Source organism: Halomonas sp. DP4Y7-1, from assembly GCF_019800705.1.
Lineage (GTDB): Bacteria > Pseudomonadota > Gammaproteobacteria > Pseudomonadales > Halomonadaceae > Halomonas > Halomonas litopenaei_A.
In genome coordinates this window covers 54,375-69,044 of sequence record NZ_JAHVKS010000010.1, presented here as the reverse complement: position 1 = coordinate 69,044, position 14,670 = coordinate 54,375, and the positions used below count along the sequence as shown (strand labels likewise).

The following is a 14,670-nucleotide window of genomic DNA, read 5'->3' as shown; positions in this document are numbered from 1 at the left end:
TCCTTTCTCTCTTTGCTACCCGAGGGTCGCTGCCTGAGGGGCGCTATCTATGCCATCAAGCGCCGGACGAGGGGGCCAAGGTCAGGGTGTAGCCAAAGAAGGCATCGTTGCGTTGCCAGCCGAGCGCTTCATAAAGCCGCTGGGCAGTGTGGTTGTGGGTCTGCGTCAGCAGGGTCAATTGGCCAACACCGTGTTCCTCGGCCAATCTGACGGCTGCCTTCATCAACGACCTTCCCACCCCTTTGCCACGTCCTTGCGGGGCCACGAAGAGATCGGCAAGCGTCCAGCGTGGACCTAACCGAACCGATGACAGGGTGGGATACAGCTGGACAAATCCAGTGAGCCCCCCGTCGGCCTCGCACACCAGAATGCGCGAGTCCGCCAAGGCCAGCCGCGTGGACAGGAAGTCACGAGCGGCAGCGGGATCACTTGGCTGGTCGTAGAACACGCGATAGCTGTCGAACAACTCAGACAAGCGATCAAGATCCGCCGTTGTGGCGGGACGAATCATCGACATGTGACTTCCTCCAGAGGTGACAGACCCTGAGTGTGAGAGCATAGTGGTTCTACTTAAAGCACCAGTTACCAATAAATTGAGGGAACCAGTGAACCACTCATCGTCCCATGCCTCGTGGGTTATCGAGGCCCTGGCACTGACGTTTGCCACAGATGCGGAGGGTACGCTTTCTCATCGGCTGTATATGGCACTGCGCAACTGGATCGTCCAGGGAGACCTCCCCCAGGGCTGCGCCTTGCCATCGTCGCGCCGACTGGCCTCCACTCTGGGAGTGGGACGCAACACCGTTCTGGCCGCGGTGGAGCGGCTCAGCGCCGAGGGTTTTGTGGTGTCTCGACCGGGAGCGGGCCTTTACGTGGCGCGTCTCGACCTGCACGACGCCTGGCCACGAGACGTCGATGTTGCCGCCTCCATCCCCTCCTCAGAACCGACAGCCATCCCCTACTCCAACCGCGGTCAACAGCTGCTGGCCAGCTGCGGTGCCATGGACGGACAGCGCCGGGCCTTTACCCCCGGGATGCCGGCCATCGACCAGTTTCCTCGAGAGCTGTGGCAACGCTTGCTCAAGCGACACCAGCACCGTGCCGATGACGATGTCTTTGGCTACGCCACAGGAGGTGGCCACGGGCCGCTGCGGGAGGCATTGTGCGACTACTTGCGGCTGTCACGCTCGGTACGCTGTCACCCACATCAGATCCTGATCACCCAGGGCGCTCAGCAAGCGTTCGAGCTGGTGACACGACTACTGGCAGACCCAGGCGACCGGGCCTGGGTCGAAGACCCCGGCTACGCGGGGGCAAAGGCGTGCTTCGCCTCATCGGGACTCGAGCTGACGCCCGTCCCGGTGGACGATGAGGGCCTAAAGACTGACGCGGCGGACAGCGCCAAGCCCCCTCGCCTGATCTATGCAACACCGTCCCATCAGTACCCCAGCGGTGCGACCATGAGCATGGCCCGGCGACTGGCGCTGCTCGAGTGCGCCCGGCGCCATGGCGCCTACATCATCGAAGATGACTATGACAGCGAGTTTCGCTACACCACTCCTCCGCTGGCATCACTCCAGGGGCTCGCCGGAGGAGACCCGGTCATCTATGTAGGAACCTTCAGCAAGGTGCTCTACCCAGGTCTGCGGCTTGGCTATCTGGTCCTGCCGGAGCCGCTGTTCGATGACTTTCGACGGGCCAACGCGAGACTGCACCGAGAAGGACAATATGTGGCCCAGGCGGCGCTGGCCGACTTTATCAAGGAGGGGCACTTCTCTCGCCATGTTGCCCGCATGCGGCGCTGCTACCGTGAACGCCAGGCCTGCCTGCGACAGGCCTTGGCCCCCGCCGTGGCGGCAGGCCTGTCACTGTCATCGGGGCAATCGGGCATGCACCTGGTGGCCCATCTCGATTCGGTGGCTCAGGAGCAACAGCTGATACACCGTGCACATCAGGCAGGCATTACGTTATCCGCACTGTCCGATCACTATCTCTGTGCATCACCCAAGGCGGGTCTGGTACTTGGCTACGCTGGGTCTACACCGGTACAGCTAGAGCAGGCCGGGAGCTGGCTGGCAACAGCCTGGCTAGCGCAGCGCGGGGGGTAAGCCAGCAACCACCGGCTCCGCCGTTCCCTCGCCAACAACGAAAAAGGGCACCCCTAAGGGGTGCCCAACAACGTCAATCGACCAATACGCACTACCGGGATGTCTTCTGCCCTTCAATCGCCCGGCGTGGTATGGGCCGTCTTGACCGCCATCCGCTTTCTGAGGATGGGACCCACGATATACGGCAGGATCAGGCCAATACCGGCGAACAGCCACAGACCGATGGCCAGACCGCTGTCCCACAGGATCGTCCAGTCACCGTCGGAGATATCCATGGCATGACGCAGGTTCTTCTCCATTTCCGGACCCAGCAGCAAGCCCAGGATAACCGGTACCAAAGGTATCTCGAGCTTGCGCAGGACATAGCCACCGACGCCAAAGGCCACCATGAAGTACAGATCGAAGGTGGTGTTGGAAATCGAGTAGATCCCCACGAAGGCCACCATGGTCACGATCGGCAGCAGGTACATCGGCGGCACCGACAGCAGCTTCACGAAGATGCCCACCAGCGGGATGTTCAGCACCAGCAGCAGGAAGTTACCGATCAGCAGCGCGGCGATGACGCCCCAGACGATATCGGCGTTCTGGGTGAACATCAGCGGACCAGGGGTGATGTTCAGGGAAATCAGCAGCGCCAGCAGTACCGCAGTGGTGCCGCTTCCCGGCACACCGAGGGTCAACATCGGCACCAGGGCGCCGCTGGAAGCCCCATTGTTACCGGCTTCAGGGCCTGCCACACCGCGCGGGTCGCCCTCACCGAAGTAGCCCTTCTTGCCCACCACCTTCTTCTCGAGGGTGTAGCCGATAAAGCTGCCCAACGAGGCACCGGCACCTGGCAGCACGCCAGCGATAAAGCCCAGAATGCCACCGCGAATGCTCGAGGGCATGATGCCCTTGATGTCTGCCCAACTCAGCTTGAGCTTATTGACCTTGATAAGCTTCTGACCTTTACCGACACGGTCCTCGATAAAGAACAGCAGTTCCGAGATGGCAAACAGGCCAACGATGGCGATGATGAAGTCGACGCCCTCGAACAGCTCCAGGGTCCCGAAGGTGTAGCGCTGAACACCGGTGTTATCGATACCGATCGTCGCAATCATCAGGCCGATACAGGCCGCCACGACGGTCTTCATCGGGTTCTTGCCAGTGATGCCGCCCAGGGTCGCAAAGGCCAGCAGGAACAGGGCGAAGTACTCCGCAGGTCCGAAGGTCAGAGCGAAGTCGGCCAGCACCGGCGCCAGCAGGATCAGTCCCACGGTGGCGATCAGGCTGCCCATGAAGGACGCCACCGCAGAAATGGCCAGAGCCTCGGCCGCCTTGCCCTTCTGCGCCATGGGATAGCCATCGAGGCAGGTCATCATGGCCGGTTCGTCACCGGGAATATTCAACAGGATCGATGAAATACGCCCGCCATACATGGCCCCGGCGTATACCGCGGTCAGCATGATCAGGGCCGTTTCCGGCTTCAAGCCAAGGGTGAACGCCAGCGGAATCAGGATCGCCACGCCATTGGCCGGACCAAGTCCAGGCAGGGCCCCGATCAGGGTACCGAGAAAGGCACCCAGCAGAGCAAACATCAGGTTATGAGGCGCGAGAGCGACCCCAAAACCATCGATCAGGTAGCCAAGGGTCTCCATCAGCCCACCTCCAGGAAGGACAGCACGCCCAGAGGCAGGGGCAGGTCCAGCGCAAAATTAAAGATCAGATACACCGCGACACCGGAGATGCCACCCACCAGGTATGCCTTGCCGGGACGCGCGCCCATGCGCCAGCACAAGGTACCGACCGCCAGTAACGTCGACAGGATAAAGCCCAACGGCTGCAGCATGCCGGCGTAAAGTACCAGCACAACAAGTGCAATGATCAGCTCGACACCCGTACGACTCCAAGGCCAGGCATTGTCCGGGTCAGGGCGTACCACCATATAAAGGCTGGAAAGACCCAGCACTACCGCCAGCAGGTAGGGAAAGGTCTCGGGGCCGACCGCTTCGGCCCCACCAAACGGCTCGGGAAACTGGGAAGCGCCCCAGCCGTACGCGACGGCCAGGACGATCATCAAGACCCCGAAGATGCGGTCGTTGAACATGCTCATTGCTGAATCAGTCCGATGTCTTTGGAGAGCTGGTTGATGTCGGCGATCTGCTCCTTGACGAAGGTTTCAAATTCCGCCGCGCTCATGTGGAAAGGCATCAGGCCGTTGCTTTCCATCACGTCCTTCCACTCCTGGCTCTGGTAAATGGTGTCCATGGCATCGACCCAATACTGCTTGGCGTCGTCGGAGATATCAGCCGGCATGTAGAAGCCACGCCAGTTGGGGCCCACCGCGTCGATGCCCTGCTCCTTGGCGGTCGGGATATCGCTGAACTCCCCCGGCAGCCGCTCATCGGACAGCACCGCCACGACGCGCAGGTCACCGGACTCCATAAAGCCCTGGGCTTCGGTAATGTCACCGGTGAAGGCGTCGACGTGGCCACCGACGACCTGAGTCATGGCTTCGCCACCGTTGTTATACGACAGGTACGGAATGCGCGGCAGGCTCTCGACGCCAGCCGCCTGGGCCGCGATCAACACCTTGAGGTGATCCCAGCCACCCTTGGCGCTACCGCCTGCAAACTTGACCGAGCGGGGATCTTCCTTCAGCGCCTCCATGATGGCGTTGAGGTCCTGGTACTCGCTATCGGCACTCACCGCGATGACACCGTAGTCTGCACCCAGCGCACCGACCCAGTTGACCATGTCAGCGGTCATGCCCGGGAACTGGCCCTGGGCCAGACGCGTCGTCGTCGCGGTCGATGCCGCCACCAGCAGCTGCTCATCCCCTGCGCGCTTGCTCACGGTGTGGGCGTAAGCCACGCCGCCGCCAGCGCCCGCCATGTTGACGGTCTGGACGCCACGGGGCACCAGATCCAGCTCCTCCAGCACCGTACCGACGCTGCGGCAGGTGAAGTCCCAGCCACCACCCGGATCCGCCGGCGCCAGACACTCCACCTTGCCCTCTGGCTCAAAGGCGGCAGCAGAACCGGCGGCGCCGGTGATGGCAGCAATGGCAATCCATTTGACTGGCGTGTTCATGGACATGAGATAGCCCTCTGTTGTTGTCGGGTGAGCGATGTCACCGCTGATGACATCTGGTCACGGTTGACGCCGGGATGACGTCTGAAAAAGATCCTTGTTGGGAGCTGACGCCTAGCTTACAATTCTGTAAGGCAGAATGCCGTTCCCTTGGGTGGAAAGCTAAGCCCGTGCCGTTCCGCGGTCAACGCGCAAAAGCACAATTCCGACCAAAGTTGAATGCAAGACGCATCGCGTTATTGCCACAAAAGGAATGTCCCAGCCATGGCACAGGATCGCGTTGAAGCCGTCGAAAGGGCCCTATCGGTGCTGAACGTCTTCGATACACCCCAGGAGAGTTTCAGCCTGGCAGAGCTCGCCGAGGCGACGGGCTATTACAAGAGCACTCTGCTGCGACTGCTGGCATCTCTTGAGCGTTTCGACTACACACAACGTGGCAGCGATGGTCGTTGGCGGATCGGCAGTGCGCCGGTGCGACTAGCCCGCAGACATGCCCCCAGCCGTGAGCTCGCTGCTCAGGTACAACCTTGGCTTGACGAGCTATCCCTCGAGCTGGGCGAAACCGCCAGCTTGCTCGAGATGATCGATGGCATCGTCCAATGTCGATTGGCGGCGCGGCCCGACCACAGCCTGCGTCACGATCTATTGCCAGGCCATCAATGGCCTGCGCCATCCCCCGGCGACCCGTGCGCGGAGATGCCAGGGGGAATCATGGTCTGCCGTCCTCTCGAGCTGGCGGACCAGCCGGCCATGTGGCTGGCGGTATCCGGCCCCAACGGGCGTGTGAATGAAGATCAGGCCACACTCAGGCTGGATCAGGCGGTCAAGGCACTGACCGCGGGACATGATCATGACGGGAGACACTGATGACGCTGCTGCTGGTGGAAGACGACAGATTGCTGGCTGAGACATTGGTCGATGCACTGGGCATCGGCGGCCAAGACGTCCACCACCTGGACAACGGTGATACGGCCTACACCCTGCTGAAACGACAGCACGACTACGAATTGATCCTGCTTGACCTCAACCTGCCCGGGCGCGGGGGACTCGACGTACTCGAAGCCCTGAGGGCACATGATACCGTCACGCCTGTGCTGATACTCACGGCTCGCGGGGCCGTCGAAGACCGAGTTCGCGGGTTGGATCTTGGCGCGGACGACTACCTTGCCAAGCCTTTCTCGCTGGAAGAGCTGGAGGCCAGAGTGCGCGCGCTGCTGCGACGCAGAGCGCCATCTGGGCTGATGACCGTGGGAGAACTCGGTTTTGACAGCCTGGCGCAGCGTTTCACCCTGGGCGACGAGGCGCTCGCCCTGCCCCCGCGCGAGCAGCGACTGCTGGGCTGTCTGATGCGCCATGCAGGCCAGCCGGTGGACAAGGCGACCCTGGTCCATGAAGCCTTTGGCGATGAGGAGCTGGGCGACAACGCCGTCGAGGTGTACGTGCATCGGCTACGCAAGCGACTTCACGGCCACCAGGTGACGCTGCGTACCGTGCGAGGACTGGGCTATCTGCTGGAAGCCTCATGAGAGGCGATTCCCTGCACAGCCGACTGCTGACCTGGCTGCTGTTGCCCATGTTGCTGGTGGGTACCGTGGTGCTCTGGCGCGCCTGGCTCGATGCGCGCCAGACGGCAGACCGTGCCTTCGACAGACTGCTGGATGCCGCGACCCTCGCCATCGCCGAGCAAGCCCAGTGGCAGGAAGACCGACTGTGGCTTGACCTACCACCAGCGGCTCTCGAGATGCTGGCCACCCAACATGACGAGCGGGTGTTCTACCGTCTGGTGGACGCCCGCGGCGATCACGTCACCGGCAACGCTGACCTACCCGGCATCGATCTCAGCGGTCGTCGTGCCAGCGACATGGGCTACGCCAACATCAGCTGGAATGGTATGCCAATGCGTCTGGGCGTGCGGCGCTCGCGCCTGGAGGATTGGCGCCTGAGAGAACCCTATGAAATCCGGGTCGCCCACACCCTGGAGGGTCGTGACGCACTCAGCCAGGAGCTCTTCCGTCAAAGTCTGGCCTACCTGTTGGCGGTGGCGGTGCTGTCCGTCGCCGCCCTGATCGTTGCCATACGCCTTGCGCTGGAACCGCTGACCAAGCTTCGACGCCAGATCAGAAGCCGAGACCCGCGCACGCTGGCTCCCCTGGAGCTTGCGTTGCCACGGGAGCTGGCCGAGTTGAGGGACACGGTCAACGAACTGCTGGCTCGCATGCGCCGCGTCAAGGCCAATCAGGAGCGGTTCATCGGCGATGCCTCCCATCAACTGCGCACCCCTCTTGCAGGCCTTTCCGCCCGCGCCGAGCTGGCCTTGCGTCAGACTGATCCGCAGGCCTGGCGGACTGCCTTGAGCGCCATGCATGCCACCAGCCAAGGCGCATCGCGACTCGCCATGCAGCTGCTGTCGCTGACCCGCCTGGACAACCCTGAGTACCAGCCCCAACTGACGCCCACAGGACTGGTGCAGGTAGCCCGCGAGGCCGTGATGACCCACTGGCAACGCTGCCAGCGCAGTGGCGTGGACCTGGGCCTTGACGCCCCTGAAGGGGAAATCACGGTGCTCGCCCTGGACTGGCAGCTAGGCGAGGCGCTGGCCAACCTTATGGACAACGCCTGCCGCTACGGCGCTCGCCACGTCACGATCGTCGTTACCCATGAACCTCCCACCCTGGCGGTAGTGGACGACGGCCCCGGCATCCCCAGCGAACGGCGGCTACTGGCGCTGCGCCCTTTCCATCGCGGCCAGCAATCCGGCGAAGGCTCAGGCCTTGGCCTGGCGATTGTGGACGGTATTGCCAGGACCCATGGTGCCAGGCTGACCCTCGCCGATGGCGGCACTGCACCTTCTCCCGGCCTTAGCGTGAGCATGGAATTCCAGGCCACGGTAACGCCGGACGACCTACCGCTGACGACAAGGCATTCGCTATCATGACGCTGTCCCGCTACGCCTCATCCTCCTGGCGCTGGCGCCGTCTGGGCGCCGTGCTGCTGCTCGGCCTTGCGGGGGTCGTCAGTTCGGCGATGGCGCAACAGGACGAGACTCCCCAGCAGCCCCTGCCCCCTCATGAGCAGGCGCATTTTGCAGCAAAGACGGATGAAGGCGTGCCCCTGATCATTCACGCGGCACTCGACATTCCGTACGCCATGCCGCTGCTCGAGGACTTCCACCAGCGTCACCCGCAATACGACATTACCTACCGCAACTTCTCCACCCTGGACGTGCATCAGCGCTTTCTCGATGCGCCCGCAGAGGCCGACGTGGTGATTTCGTCCGCGATGCCCTGGCAATACCTGCTGGTCAACGCGGGTCACGCGCAAAGCATCGAAACCCCCACGACGCGACGCTGGCCCAGCGACGCCAAATGGCGCCACGAACTCTTCGCCTTCACGTTCGAGCCCATCGTCATGGTTGTCAGTCGGGCCCTTGAAGAGCGCGTTGGCCCAATCAACAGCCATGCTGACCTACTCAGCCTGCTGGTGGAACAGTCCGACGCCCTGCAAGGGCGAGTCGTCACCTACAGCCCCGTCAGCGCGGGTGCCGGCTATACCTACGCCATTGAGGAGTCACGCCTATCACCCCGCTATTGGGATCTGGTCGCGGCACTTGGGCGTGCCGACACCCAGCTGGTGGACACCACCAGCAGCATGCTGGATGGCCTGGCCGACGGGCGCTTTGACATCGGCTACAACGTGCTCGGCAGCTACGCCAGAGAAAGCGTCACCGCTAGCCCGTCGCTGCGCATGGTGATCCCCGACGATTACGCGTTGGTGATCCGGCGACTGGCCTTTGTCCCCCGCCAGGCCCCCCACCCCTCAGCGGCACGGCGCTTCATCGATTACCTGTTGGGCAGCCACGGACAACGCGTGATCGCCGAGGCCAACGAGCTGGGGGCGCTGCACCCGGAGCTCGATGGCCCAGGCACCGCCAATGCATTGCGCCGCGCACAGCCGGAAGGCCTGCGTCCTACGCCGCTCAGCCCTGGCCTGCTGGCCACGCTGGATGACCTCAAGCGTCGCGCCTTGCTAAGCCGCTGGCAGCGAGAATTCCACGACCAGATCGCCGGCAAGCCAGTCAACGGTCGCTAGACTGGCGTCACCCGCACAAACGCAAGAAGGCCCGCCCGTTGAACACATATCCAACAGGCGGGCCTTCTCATTTGACGACTTAGCGACTTCAACGACGTGCCGGCGCTTGTGACCCCTGGGAGATGCTGTGGCGTTGCTGGCCAAAGCGCCCTGTTACCACTCAGGGAAGGTAGGTCAAAAGGACCGGCGCGGTACCGCGTTTCAACATGCCAAGCTGACGTGCTGCCTGCTTGGAGAGATCTATCACACGTCCCTTGACGAAGGGGCCGCGATCATTGATCTCCACTTCCACACTCTGTCCCGTGTCCCGTCGAGTCACCAATACCTTGGTTCCAAAAGGCAGGCTTCGATGGGCGGCGGTAAGAGCTTGCTGATCGAAGGTGTCGCCACTGGCCGTGCGACGTCCCTGGAACCGATCACTGTAGAACGACGCTTGGCCACGCTGGGAGGCGACATCGCCATCATCTCTGGCCATCGCCGGGTCACTGGTCAGTGACGTTATCGACAGCAGGATAGCGGCCGCCCAGGCGGCCTGGGTCGATCGCGCAAAGCGTCGACGTTTACGCAAATGGGAGAACATCATCTTGACCTCAGCTAGCCCGCGCTGCGCGGGGTTCGTTGCCTGGTGCGACATCTCCAGCAAAGGCGCGCGCTCAATCCGAGCGTTCCCGGGGCGACGGATGCTTGCCATGCATCCACCCACTGCTCCCCGCTTGCGCATTATCGAACCAGGCTAATTGTTTGTGCAGCGACACAACGCTACCAACAATAATCAAGGTGGGCGGACGAATAATATCCCGATCGTTCAATGTCGGCAAATCACCCAGACAGGTCAGATGGACGCGCTGACGTTGGGTAGTGCCCTGCTCTACCAGCGCTACTGGCGTGTCAGACGCCAGTCCTGCTGCCCCAAGCCCATGGCTGATATGCTCAAGACTGCCCAGTCCCATGTAGAACACCAGCGTCTGCCCGGGGCTGGCGAGGGCCCGCCAATCCAGCTCGCAGCCGCCCTCCTTGAGATGCCCAGTGATGAACCGCACCGACTGAGCATGGTCACGATGGGTCAGCGGGATGCCTGCGTAGGCGCTGCATCCGGAGGCCGCCGTGATGCCGGGCACCACTTCCACCGTCACCCCAGCCTCCACCAGCGTTTCAAGCTCCTCACCGCCTCGCCCGAAGATAAAGGGATCGCCCCCCTTCAGCCTGACCACGCGCTTGCCCTCGCGGGCCCACTTGACCAGCGCCAGATTGATATCTTCCTGGGGCAGACTGTGATCCGAGCGCGCTTTGCCGACGTAGTAGCGCTCAGCCGTCTCCGGCACCAGCTCGAGGATCTCCGGACTCACCAGACGATCATGCAAGACGACCTCGGCCTCGCCGATCCGCCGCCACGCTCGCAGCGTCAACAATTCAGGATCGCCGGGCCCAGCCCCTACCAGACTGACGCTGCCTGCCGGGAACGGGCTTCGATTCGGCAAGGGATTGTGACTCATGGGATGCGACTCCAACGTCAGGACATACGGACGGCGACAAGGCGCCATTATGCCATAATGGAATCAATCATCCAGTTCTTATTCCCATACTTCCATCAAAACGAAAGACGCCGCGACGACTGACACGTCACGGCGTCTTGTGCTCATGCCGCAAATGGCTGCGACGTGTGAGCGTTGCCCTAGTCGCTGGCCTGCATGCTGCGACGCAGTCGCGGGCTTACCAGTTCACCGGCCAGGGTCAGGACCAGCAGAATCAGTACCAGCCACAGCCAGTGGGCGCCGAAGTCCACGGCCACCAGACCCAGCGCATCCACAAAGATCACCAGGATGGCCAGCGGGCTCACATAACGCACCATGAACAGCCACAGCGCGTAGATGCCGGTCGGCAGATTCAACTCGTCCTTCACCGCCTGACTCTTGAGTACGAAGCCAGCCAGCAGCGCCATGCCAAGACCACCCAGCGGCATCATCAGTCGCGATGTCAGGTAGTCAAGCCAGTCAAAGAAGTGCTTGCCTGCCAGCGTCCAGTCGGCGCCAACGTTGAAAGAGAGCATCGCCAGGGTACTGATCACCCATAGCACAATGCCGGTCCCCCAGGCGGCAGCCTTACGGCTGACCCCCTTGTTATCGGCAAGCCATGACACGGTTGCCTCGACCATGGAGATGGACGATGTCAGGGCGGCCATGGACAGCATGATGAAGAACAGGATGCCGAAGAGCGTGCCGAGTGGCATCGCCTGAAAGGCCAATGGGAGGCTCATGAAGATCAGCCCCGGCCCGCTGTTGGGCTCCATGCCATTGGCGAAGATGACGGGAAAGATCGCCAGGCCAGCCATCAACGCCACCAGCGTGTCGGCAATCGCCACCGTCAGGGTGGTGCGGCCGATGGAGGCGCGACGCGGCAGGTAGCTGCCATAGGTCAGAATGGCACCGGAGGCCAGGGACAGGGTGAAAAAGGCATGGCCCATGGCCGCCAGCATGCCCTCGCTGGACAGACTGGAGGCATTGAAGGCAAACAGGAAATTGACGGCCTGACCGAAACCTCCGGAAAACATGCCGTAAATGATCATGACCAGCAGCATGATCACCATCCCCGGCATCATCCAACCCACGCTCCTTTCGATACCTTGCTGCACGCCCTTGCCCACAATCACCATCGTGGCGACCGTCACCAACGTACTCCAGGCGCCAAGAGTGAAAGGGTTGGCGTTATTGGCACCGAAAATCGCCGCCATATCGTCGACGCTGGACCCGGCCAGGCCACCGGAGACCATCTTCCACAAATAGGCAAAGGACCAGCCCGCGACGACCACATAAAACGACAGGATCATGAAGCCACAGAGCATCGCCATCCAACCCAGCAACGACCAGCCAGAGCTGCGGCCCGACTCGGTGACAACGCGCCGAATGGCATCGATGGGACTACCTCGACCACGACGACCGAGCGCAATCTCGGTCATCATGATGGGCACGCCGACGCACAAGATGCAGGCCAGGTAGACCAGTACAAAGGCCCCTCCGCCATACTCTCCGGTCATGTAGGGGAACTTCCAGATATTGCCCAGACCGACGGCAGAGCCGGTAGCGGCCAGAACGAAGCCCCAGCGGCCAAGCCACTGAGTACGAGAGGGTTCGTTGGTTGTCATGAATCACCAGAGATCGCTTGCGCACTATTGTTTGCCCACCATGGCGGTGGCGTCCTCCACGTCAGCCTGTGGCCGAATCAGGGTGGAGGCCAGCGCGCCATTGTGACGGATTTTGTCGCGCTTGGGCAGGCCCGTGCTCAATCGGCGTCGAGCACACCTCGGCGGATCTGGTCTTCCTCGATGGATTCAAACAGCGCCTTGAAGTTGCCCTCACCGAAGCCGTCGTTGCCCTTGCGCTGAATGATCTCGAAGAAAATCGGGCCAATCACTGTCTCGGTGAATATCTGCAACAGCACGCCCTGATCAGGCCCGCCATCGATCAACAGGCTCAGTTCGCGCAGGTCCTCTACCTGCTCTTCGTGATTGGGCACGCGCACATCGACCTTTTCGTAGTAGGTATCCGGTGTGGACAGGAAGCGAATGCCGTTGGCCCTGAGGGCTCGCACCGTGGCGTAGATATCGTCTGTCGCCATCGCCAGGTGTTGAATGCCCTCCCCCTTGTACTCGCGAATGAACTCGGCGATCTGGGAGTTATCGTCGGCTGATTCATTGATCGGAATGTGCATCTTGCCGCAGGGCGCTGTCATGGCCCGGGAATGCAATCCGGTCTTCTTGCCCTCGATATCGAAGTAGCGATTCTCACGAAAGTTGGCGATCCGGGTATAGAAATCTGCCCACGGATCCATCTGCCCCCGCTCCACATTGTGAGTCAGATGGTCGAGGTAGCGCAGACCGACGCTATTGTCGTTGGCTGAGCGCCCCTCGATGGCTTCGAAGTCAATGTCGTAGATGGTTCTGTTGTGCTCATCGGTTCGCTCGTCGACAAAGTAGAGCAGCGAACCTCCGATTCCCTCCACGGCAGGAATACCCACTTCCCCAGGCCCCACCGGGACATCAACGGGACGCGCCCCTCGTTCCACCGCGTAATCCAGCGCCTGTCGGGCATCAGCGACCTTCCATGCCATGGCGCAGGCACCGGGCCCATGCTGCTGGGCGAAGCGCGCCGCATGGCTGTCAGGTTCCGCGTTCAGTACAAAATTGACGCCCTCTTGCTGGAACAGACTGACGCCTTTGCTGCGGTGGCGCCGGGTCTCCGTGAACCCCATCGCCACGAACAGCTCACGCAAGGCCGCTATTCCTTCCGCGTCGGGAGCACTGTACTCAACGAATTCGAAACCATGGGTGCCGATAGGGTTATGTATGTCAATGGGAGCTACTGCGGTCATGTGTGCCTCCGATAGTGTCATGGTGGTGTTCGTAAGAGCCGAACCCATGCATCTATCCTAGGCGCCCCCTCCTCTGAGCCACATGCCTCCGAGCGGCGGGCTGCCAGCTGTCTGGCGGCCCAGGCTCCCCTGAAGAGCCGCCGGGTGTAGCGCTGGCCTGACAGCCCTCAGTCTTGCGCAGGCCCTGCGTAACGCTAGCGTGACAGGCCGTCATGGAACGCTGACAGTTGACGACCTGGCACTAGGCGGGATCCAAGATGAGGATCTGCCACGCCACCAACAGCATCACCGCCGCGATAGCGCCATCGACCCACTGCCAGGCGCGTGGACTGGTCAACCGAGGCGCCAGCGCGCGGGCCAGTGCTACCAATCCGAAAAACCAGGTGAACGATGCCAGGGTCGCCCCCATGTAGAAGCCCAACGGGCTGTCCTGCAGTGAGCCGATGGCTCCCAGCATCACCAGGGTGTCGAGATACACCTGGGGATTCAGCAGCGTCACTGCCAAGGTGGCCACAATCACGCTGCCTAACGTGGTGCTGGCGTCCCTGCTGGCTTTCAGCCCTCGCGGATGCATGACGCGCTTGAAGGCCAGCCACGCCTGCCAGACCAGGAACCCTGCACCTCCGATACGCGCCAGCCACATCGCTCCCTCGCTCTGGGCAATCAGTGCGCCGAGCCCGAGAACCCCCAGACCGATCAATAGCGCATCGCACAGGGCGCAGATGCCGGCAACCCACCAGATGTGCTGGCGCCGAAGCCCCTTGGCCAGGACAAAGGCGTTCTGCGCGCCAATCGCGATGATCAAGCCTGCGCCAGTTACCACGCCTTGCAACACTGACAACCACATGCCGAAAACTCCTTATCAAGGGCAACACCGCTGATCGCATCCATCGCCAAGTCAAGCAAGGCGGGGCGCGACAAGGCCGGCATGCCGCGCAACGAAAGCCATATAGATCCGGGTGCAAGCCACCCAGGTAGACAAGGGTAAGGAGCGCGCTAGAATTAGAGAAACAACTTATCCGACTACCTCATTAGA

General features: G+C 62.0%; 14 protein-coding genes. 5 read left to right on the top strand and 9 right to left on the bottom strand.

The genetic code is table 11. The features are described from left to right. Window positions 1-55 precede the first annotated feature (55 nt). Entirely contained in the window at window positions 56-517 is a 462-nt protein-coding gene (locus tag KUV72_RS17095; RefSeq protein ID WP_222239193.1) for a GNAT family N-acetyltransferase, read from the bottom strand. A gap of 88 nt (window positions 518-605) precedes the next feature. Here KUV72_RS17095 and KUV72_RS17090 point away from each other — a divergent pair, with 88 nt between their 5' ends. Then, window positions 606-2,108: a PLP-dependent aminotransferase family protein gene (locus tag KUV72_RS17090; protein ID WP_222239192.1), complete on the top strand. Its 1,503-nt coding sequence runs from the start codon at window positions 606-608 to the stop codon at window positions 2,106-2,108. Between the two features lie 113 nt (window positions 2,109-2,221). Here the strand turns inward: KUV72_RS17090 and KUV72_RS17085 are convergent, their stop codons facing one another. From KUV72_RS17085 to KUV72_RS17075, 3 genes are read right to left on the bottom strand one after another with little or no spacing between them, the layout of a single operon-like run. Further along, window positions 2,222-3,745, bottom strand: coding sequence for a tripartite tricarboxylate transporter permease (locus KUV72_RS17085; RefSeq protein ID WP_206944684.1), 1,524 nt, complete (start codon window positions 3,743-3,745; stop codon window positions 2,222-2,224). Then, on the bottom strand, window positions 3,745-4,200 hold the full coding sequence (locus KUV72_RS17080) for a tripartite tricarboxylate transporter TctB family protein (protein ID WP_222239191.1): 456 nt from the start codon (window positions 4,198-4,200) through the stop codon (window positions 3,745-3,747). The genes KUV72_RS17085 and KUV72_RS17080 overlap by 1 nt, the downstream gene beginning before the upstream one ends. Further along, window positions 4,197-5,186, bottom strand: coding sequence for a Bug family tripartite tricarboxylate transporter substrate binding protein (locus KUV72_RS17075; protein ID WP_222239190.1), 990 nt, complete (start codon window positions 5,184-5,186; stop codon window positions 4,197-4,199). Before KUV72_RS17075 ends, KUV72_RS17080 begins: the two co-directional genes overlap by 4 nt. 258 nt (window positions 5,187-5,444) lie before the next feature. On the opposite strand from KUV72_RS17075, the gene KUV72_RS17070 reads away from it, so the two are divergent. The 4 genes from KUV72_RS17070 to KUV72_RS17055 are packed head-to-tail and all read left to right on the top strand — an operon-like array spanning window position 5,445 to window position 9,269. Beyond that, on the top strand, window positions 5,445-6,047 hold the full coding sequence (locus KUV72_RS17070) for a helix-turn-helix domain-containing protein (RefSeq protein ID WP_222239189.1): 603 nt from the start codon (window positions 5,445-5,447) through the stop codon (window positions 6,045-6,047). Beyond that, window positions 6,047-6,706, top strand: coding sequence for a response regulator transcription factor (locus KUV72_RS17065; RefSeq protein WP_222239188.1), 660 nt, complete (start codon window positions 6,047-6,049; stop codon window positions 6,704-6,706). Before KUV72_RS17070 ends, KUV72_RS17065 begins: the two co-directional genes overlap by 1 nt. After that, a complete protein-coding gene (locus KUV72_RS17060) occupies window positions 6,703-8,115 on the top strand; it encodes a sensor histidine kinase (protein ID WP_222239187.1) in 1,413 nt (470 codons plus the stop codon). The genes KUV72_RS17065 and KUV72_RS17060 overlap by 4 nt, the downstream gene beginning before the upstream one ends. After that, window positions 8,112-9,269, top strand: a complete 1,158-nt coding sequence (locus KUV72_RS17055) for an ABC transporter substrate-binding protein (RefSeq protein ID WP_261317544.1) — start codon at window positions 8,112-8,114, stop codon at window positions 9,267-9,269. The genes KUV72_RS17060 and KUV72_RS17055 overlap by 4 nt, the downstream gene beginning before the upstream one ends. Window positions 9,270-9,429: 160 nt before the next feature. Here the strand turns inward: KUV72_RS17055 and KUV72_RS17050 are convergent, their stop codons facing one another. From KUV72_RS17050 to KUV72_RS17030, 5 genes are all read right to left on the bottom strand, one after another. Beyond that, on the bottom strand, window positions 9,430-9,744 hold the full coding sequence (locus KUV72_RS17050; protein WP_224852091.1) for a septal ring lytic transglycosylase RlpA family protein: 315 nt from the start codon (window positions 9,742-9,744) through the stop codon (window positions 9,430-9,432). A 178-nt stretch (window positions 9,745-9,922) separates the two neighbouring features. Then, window positions 9,923-10,762: a uroporphyrinogen-III C-methyltransferase gene (gene cobA, locus KUV72_RS17045; protein ID WP_206944694.1), complete on the bottom strand. Its 840-nt coding sequence runs from the start codon at window positions 10,760-10,762 to the stop codon at window positions 9,923-9,925. A 179-nt stretch (window positions 10,763-10,941) separates the two neighbouring features. Further along, complete coding sequence (locus tag KUV72_RS17040) at window positions 10,942-12,408, bottom strand: sodium-dependent transporter (RefSeq protein WP_222239186.1); 1,467 nt, start codon at window positions 12,406-12,408, stop codon at window positions 10,942-10,944. Between the two features lie 137 nt (window positions 12,409-12,545). Then, window positions 12,546-13,634 carry a 4-hydroxyphenylpyruvate dioxygenase gene (gene hppD, locus KUV72_RS17035; RefSeq protein ID WP_222239185.1) on the bottom strand — a complete coding sequence of 363 codons (1,089 nt, stop codon included), beginning with the start codon at window positions 13,632-13,634 and terminating at the stop codon, window positions 12,546-12,548. A 241-nt stretch (window positions 13,635-13,875) separates the two neighbouring features. Next, window positions 13,876-14,481, bottom strand: a complete 606-nt coding sequence (locus tag KUV72_RS17030) for a LysE/ArgO family amino acid transporter (protein WP_222239184.1) — start codon at window positions 14,479-14,481, stop codon at window positions 13,876-13,878. Window positions 14,482-14,670: the final 189 nt, after the last annotated feature.

Bases quoted from the DNA above. Each gene is read 5' to 3' on its own strand.
- KUV72_RS17095 (WP_222239193.1), bottom strand. From the start codon at position 517: ATGTCGATGATTCGTCCCGCCACAACGGCGGATCTTGATCGCTTGTCT.
- KUV72_RS17085 (WP_206944684.1), bottom strand. From the start codon at position 3,745: ATGGAGACCCTTGGCTACCTGATCGATGGTTTTGGGGTCGCTCTCGCG.
- KUV72_RS17080 (WP_222239191.1), bottom strand. From the start codon at position 4,200: ATGAGCATGTTCAACGACCGCATCTTCGGGGTCTTGATGATCGTCCTG.
- KUV72_RS17075 (WP_222239190.1), bottom strand. From the start codon at position 5,186: ATGTCCATGAACACGCCAGTCAAATGGATTGCCATTGCTGCCATCACC.
- KUV72_RS17070 (WP_222239189.1), top strand. From the start codon at position 5,445: ATGGCACAGGATCGCGTTGAAGCCGTCGAAAGGGCCCTATCGGTGCTG.
- KUV72_RS17065 (WP_222239188.1), top strand. From the start codon at position 6,047: ATGACGCTGCTGCTGGTGGAAGACGACAGATTGCTGGCTGAGACATTG.
- KUV72_RS17060 (WP_222239187.1), top strand. From the start codon at position 6,703: ATGAGAGGCGATTCCCTGCACAGCCGACTGCTGACCTGGCTGCTGTTG.
- KUV72_RS17055 (WP_261317544.1), top strand. From the start codon at position 8,112: ATGACGCTGTCCCGCTACGCCTCATCCTCCTGGCGCTGGCGCCGTCTG.
- KUV72_RS17050 (WP_224852091.1), bottom strand. From the start codon at position 9,744: ATGGCCAGAGATGATGGCGATGTCGCCTCCCAGCGTGGCCAAGCGTCG.
- cobA (WP_206944694.1), bottom strand. From the start codon at position 10,762: ATGAGTCACAATCCCTTGCCGAATCGAAGCCCGTTCCCGGCAGGCAGC.
- KUV72_RS17040 (WP_222239186.1), bottom strand. From the start codon at position 12,408: ATGACAACCAACGAACCCTCTCGTACTCAGTGGCTTGGCCGCTGGGGC.
- hppD (WP_222239185.1), bottom strand. From the start codon at position 13,634: ATGACCGCAGTAGCTCCCATTGACATACATAACCCTATCGGCACCCAT.
- KUV72_RS17030 (WP_222239184.1), bottom strand. From the start codon at position 14,481: ATGTGGTTGTCAGTGTTGCAAGGCGTGGTAACTGGCGCAGGCTTGATC.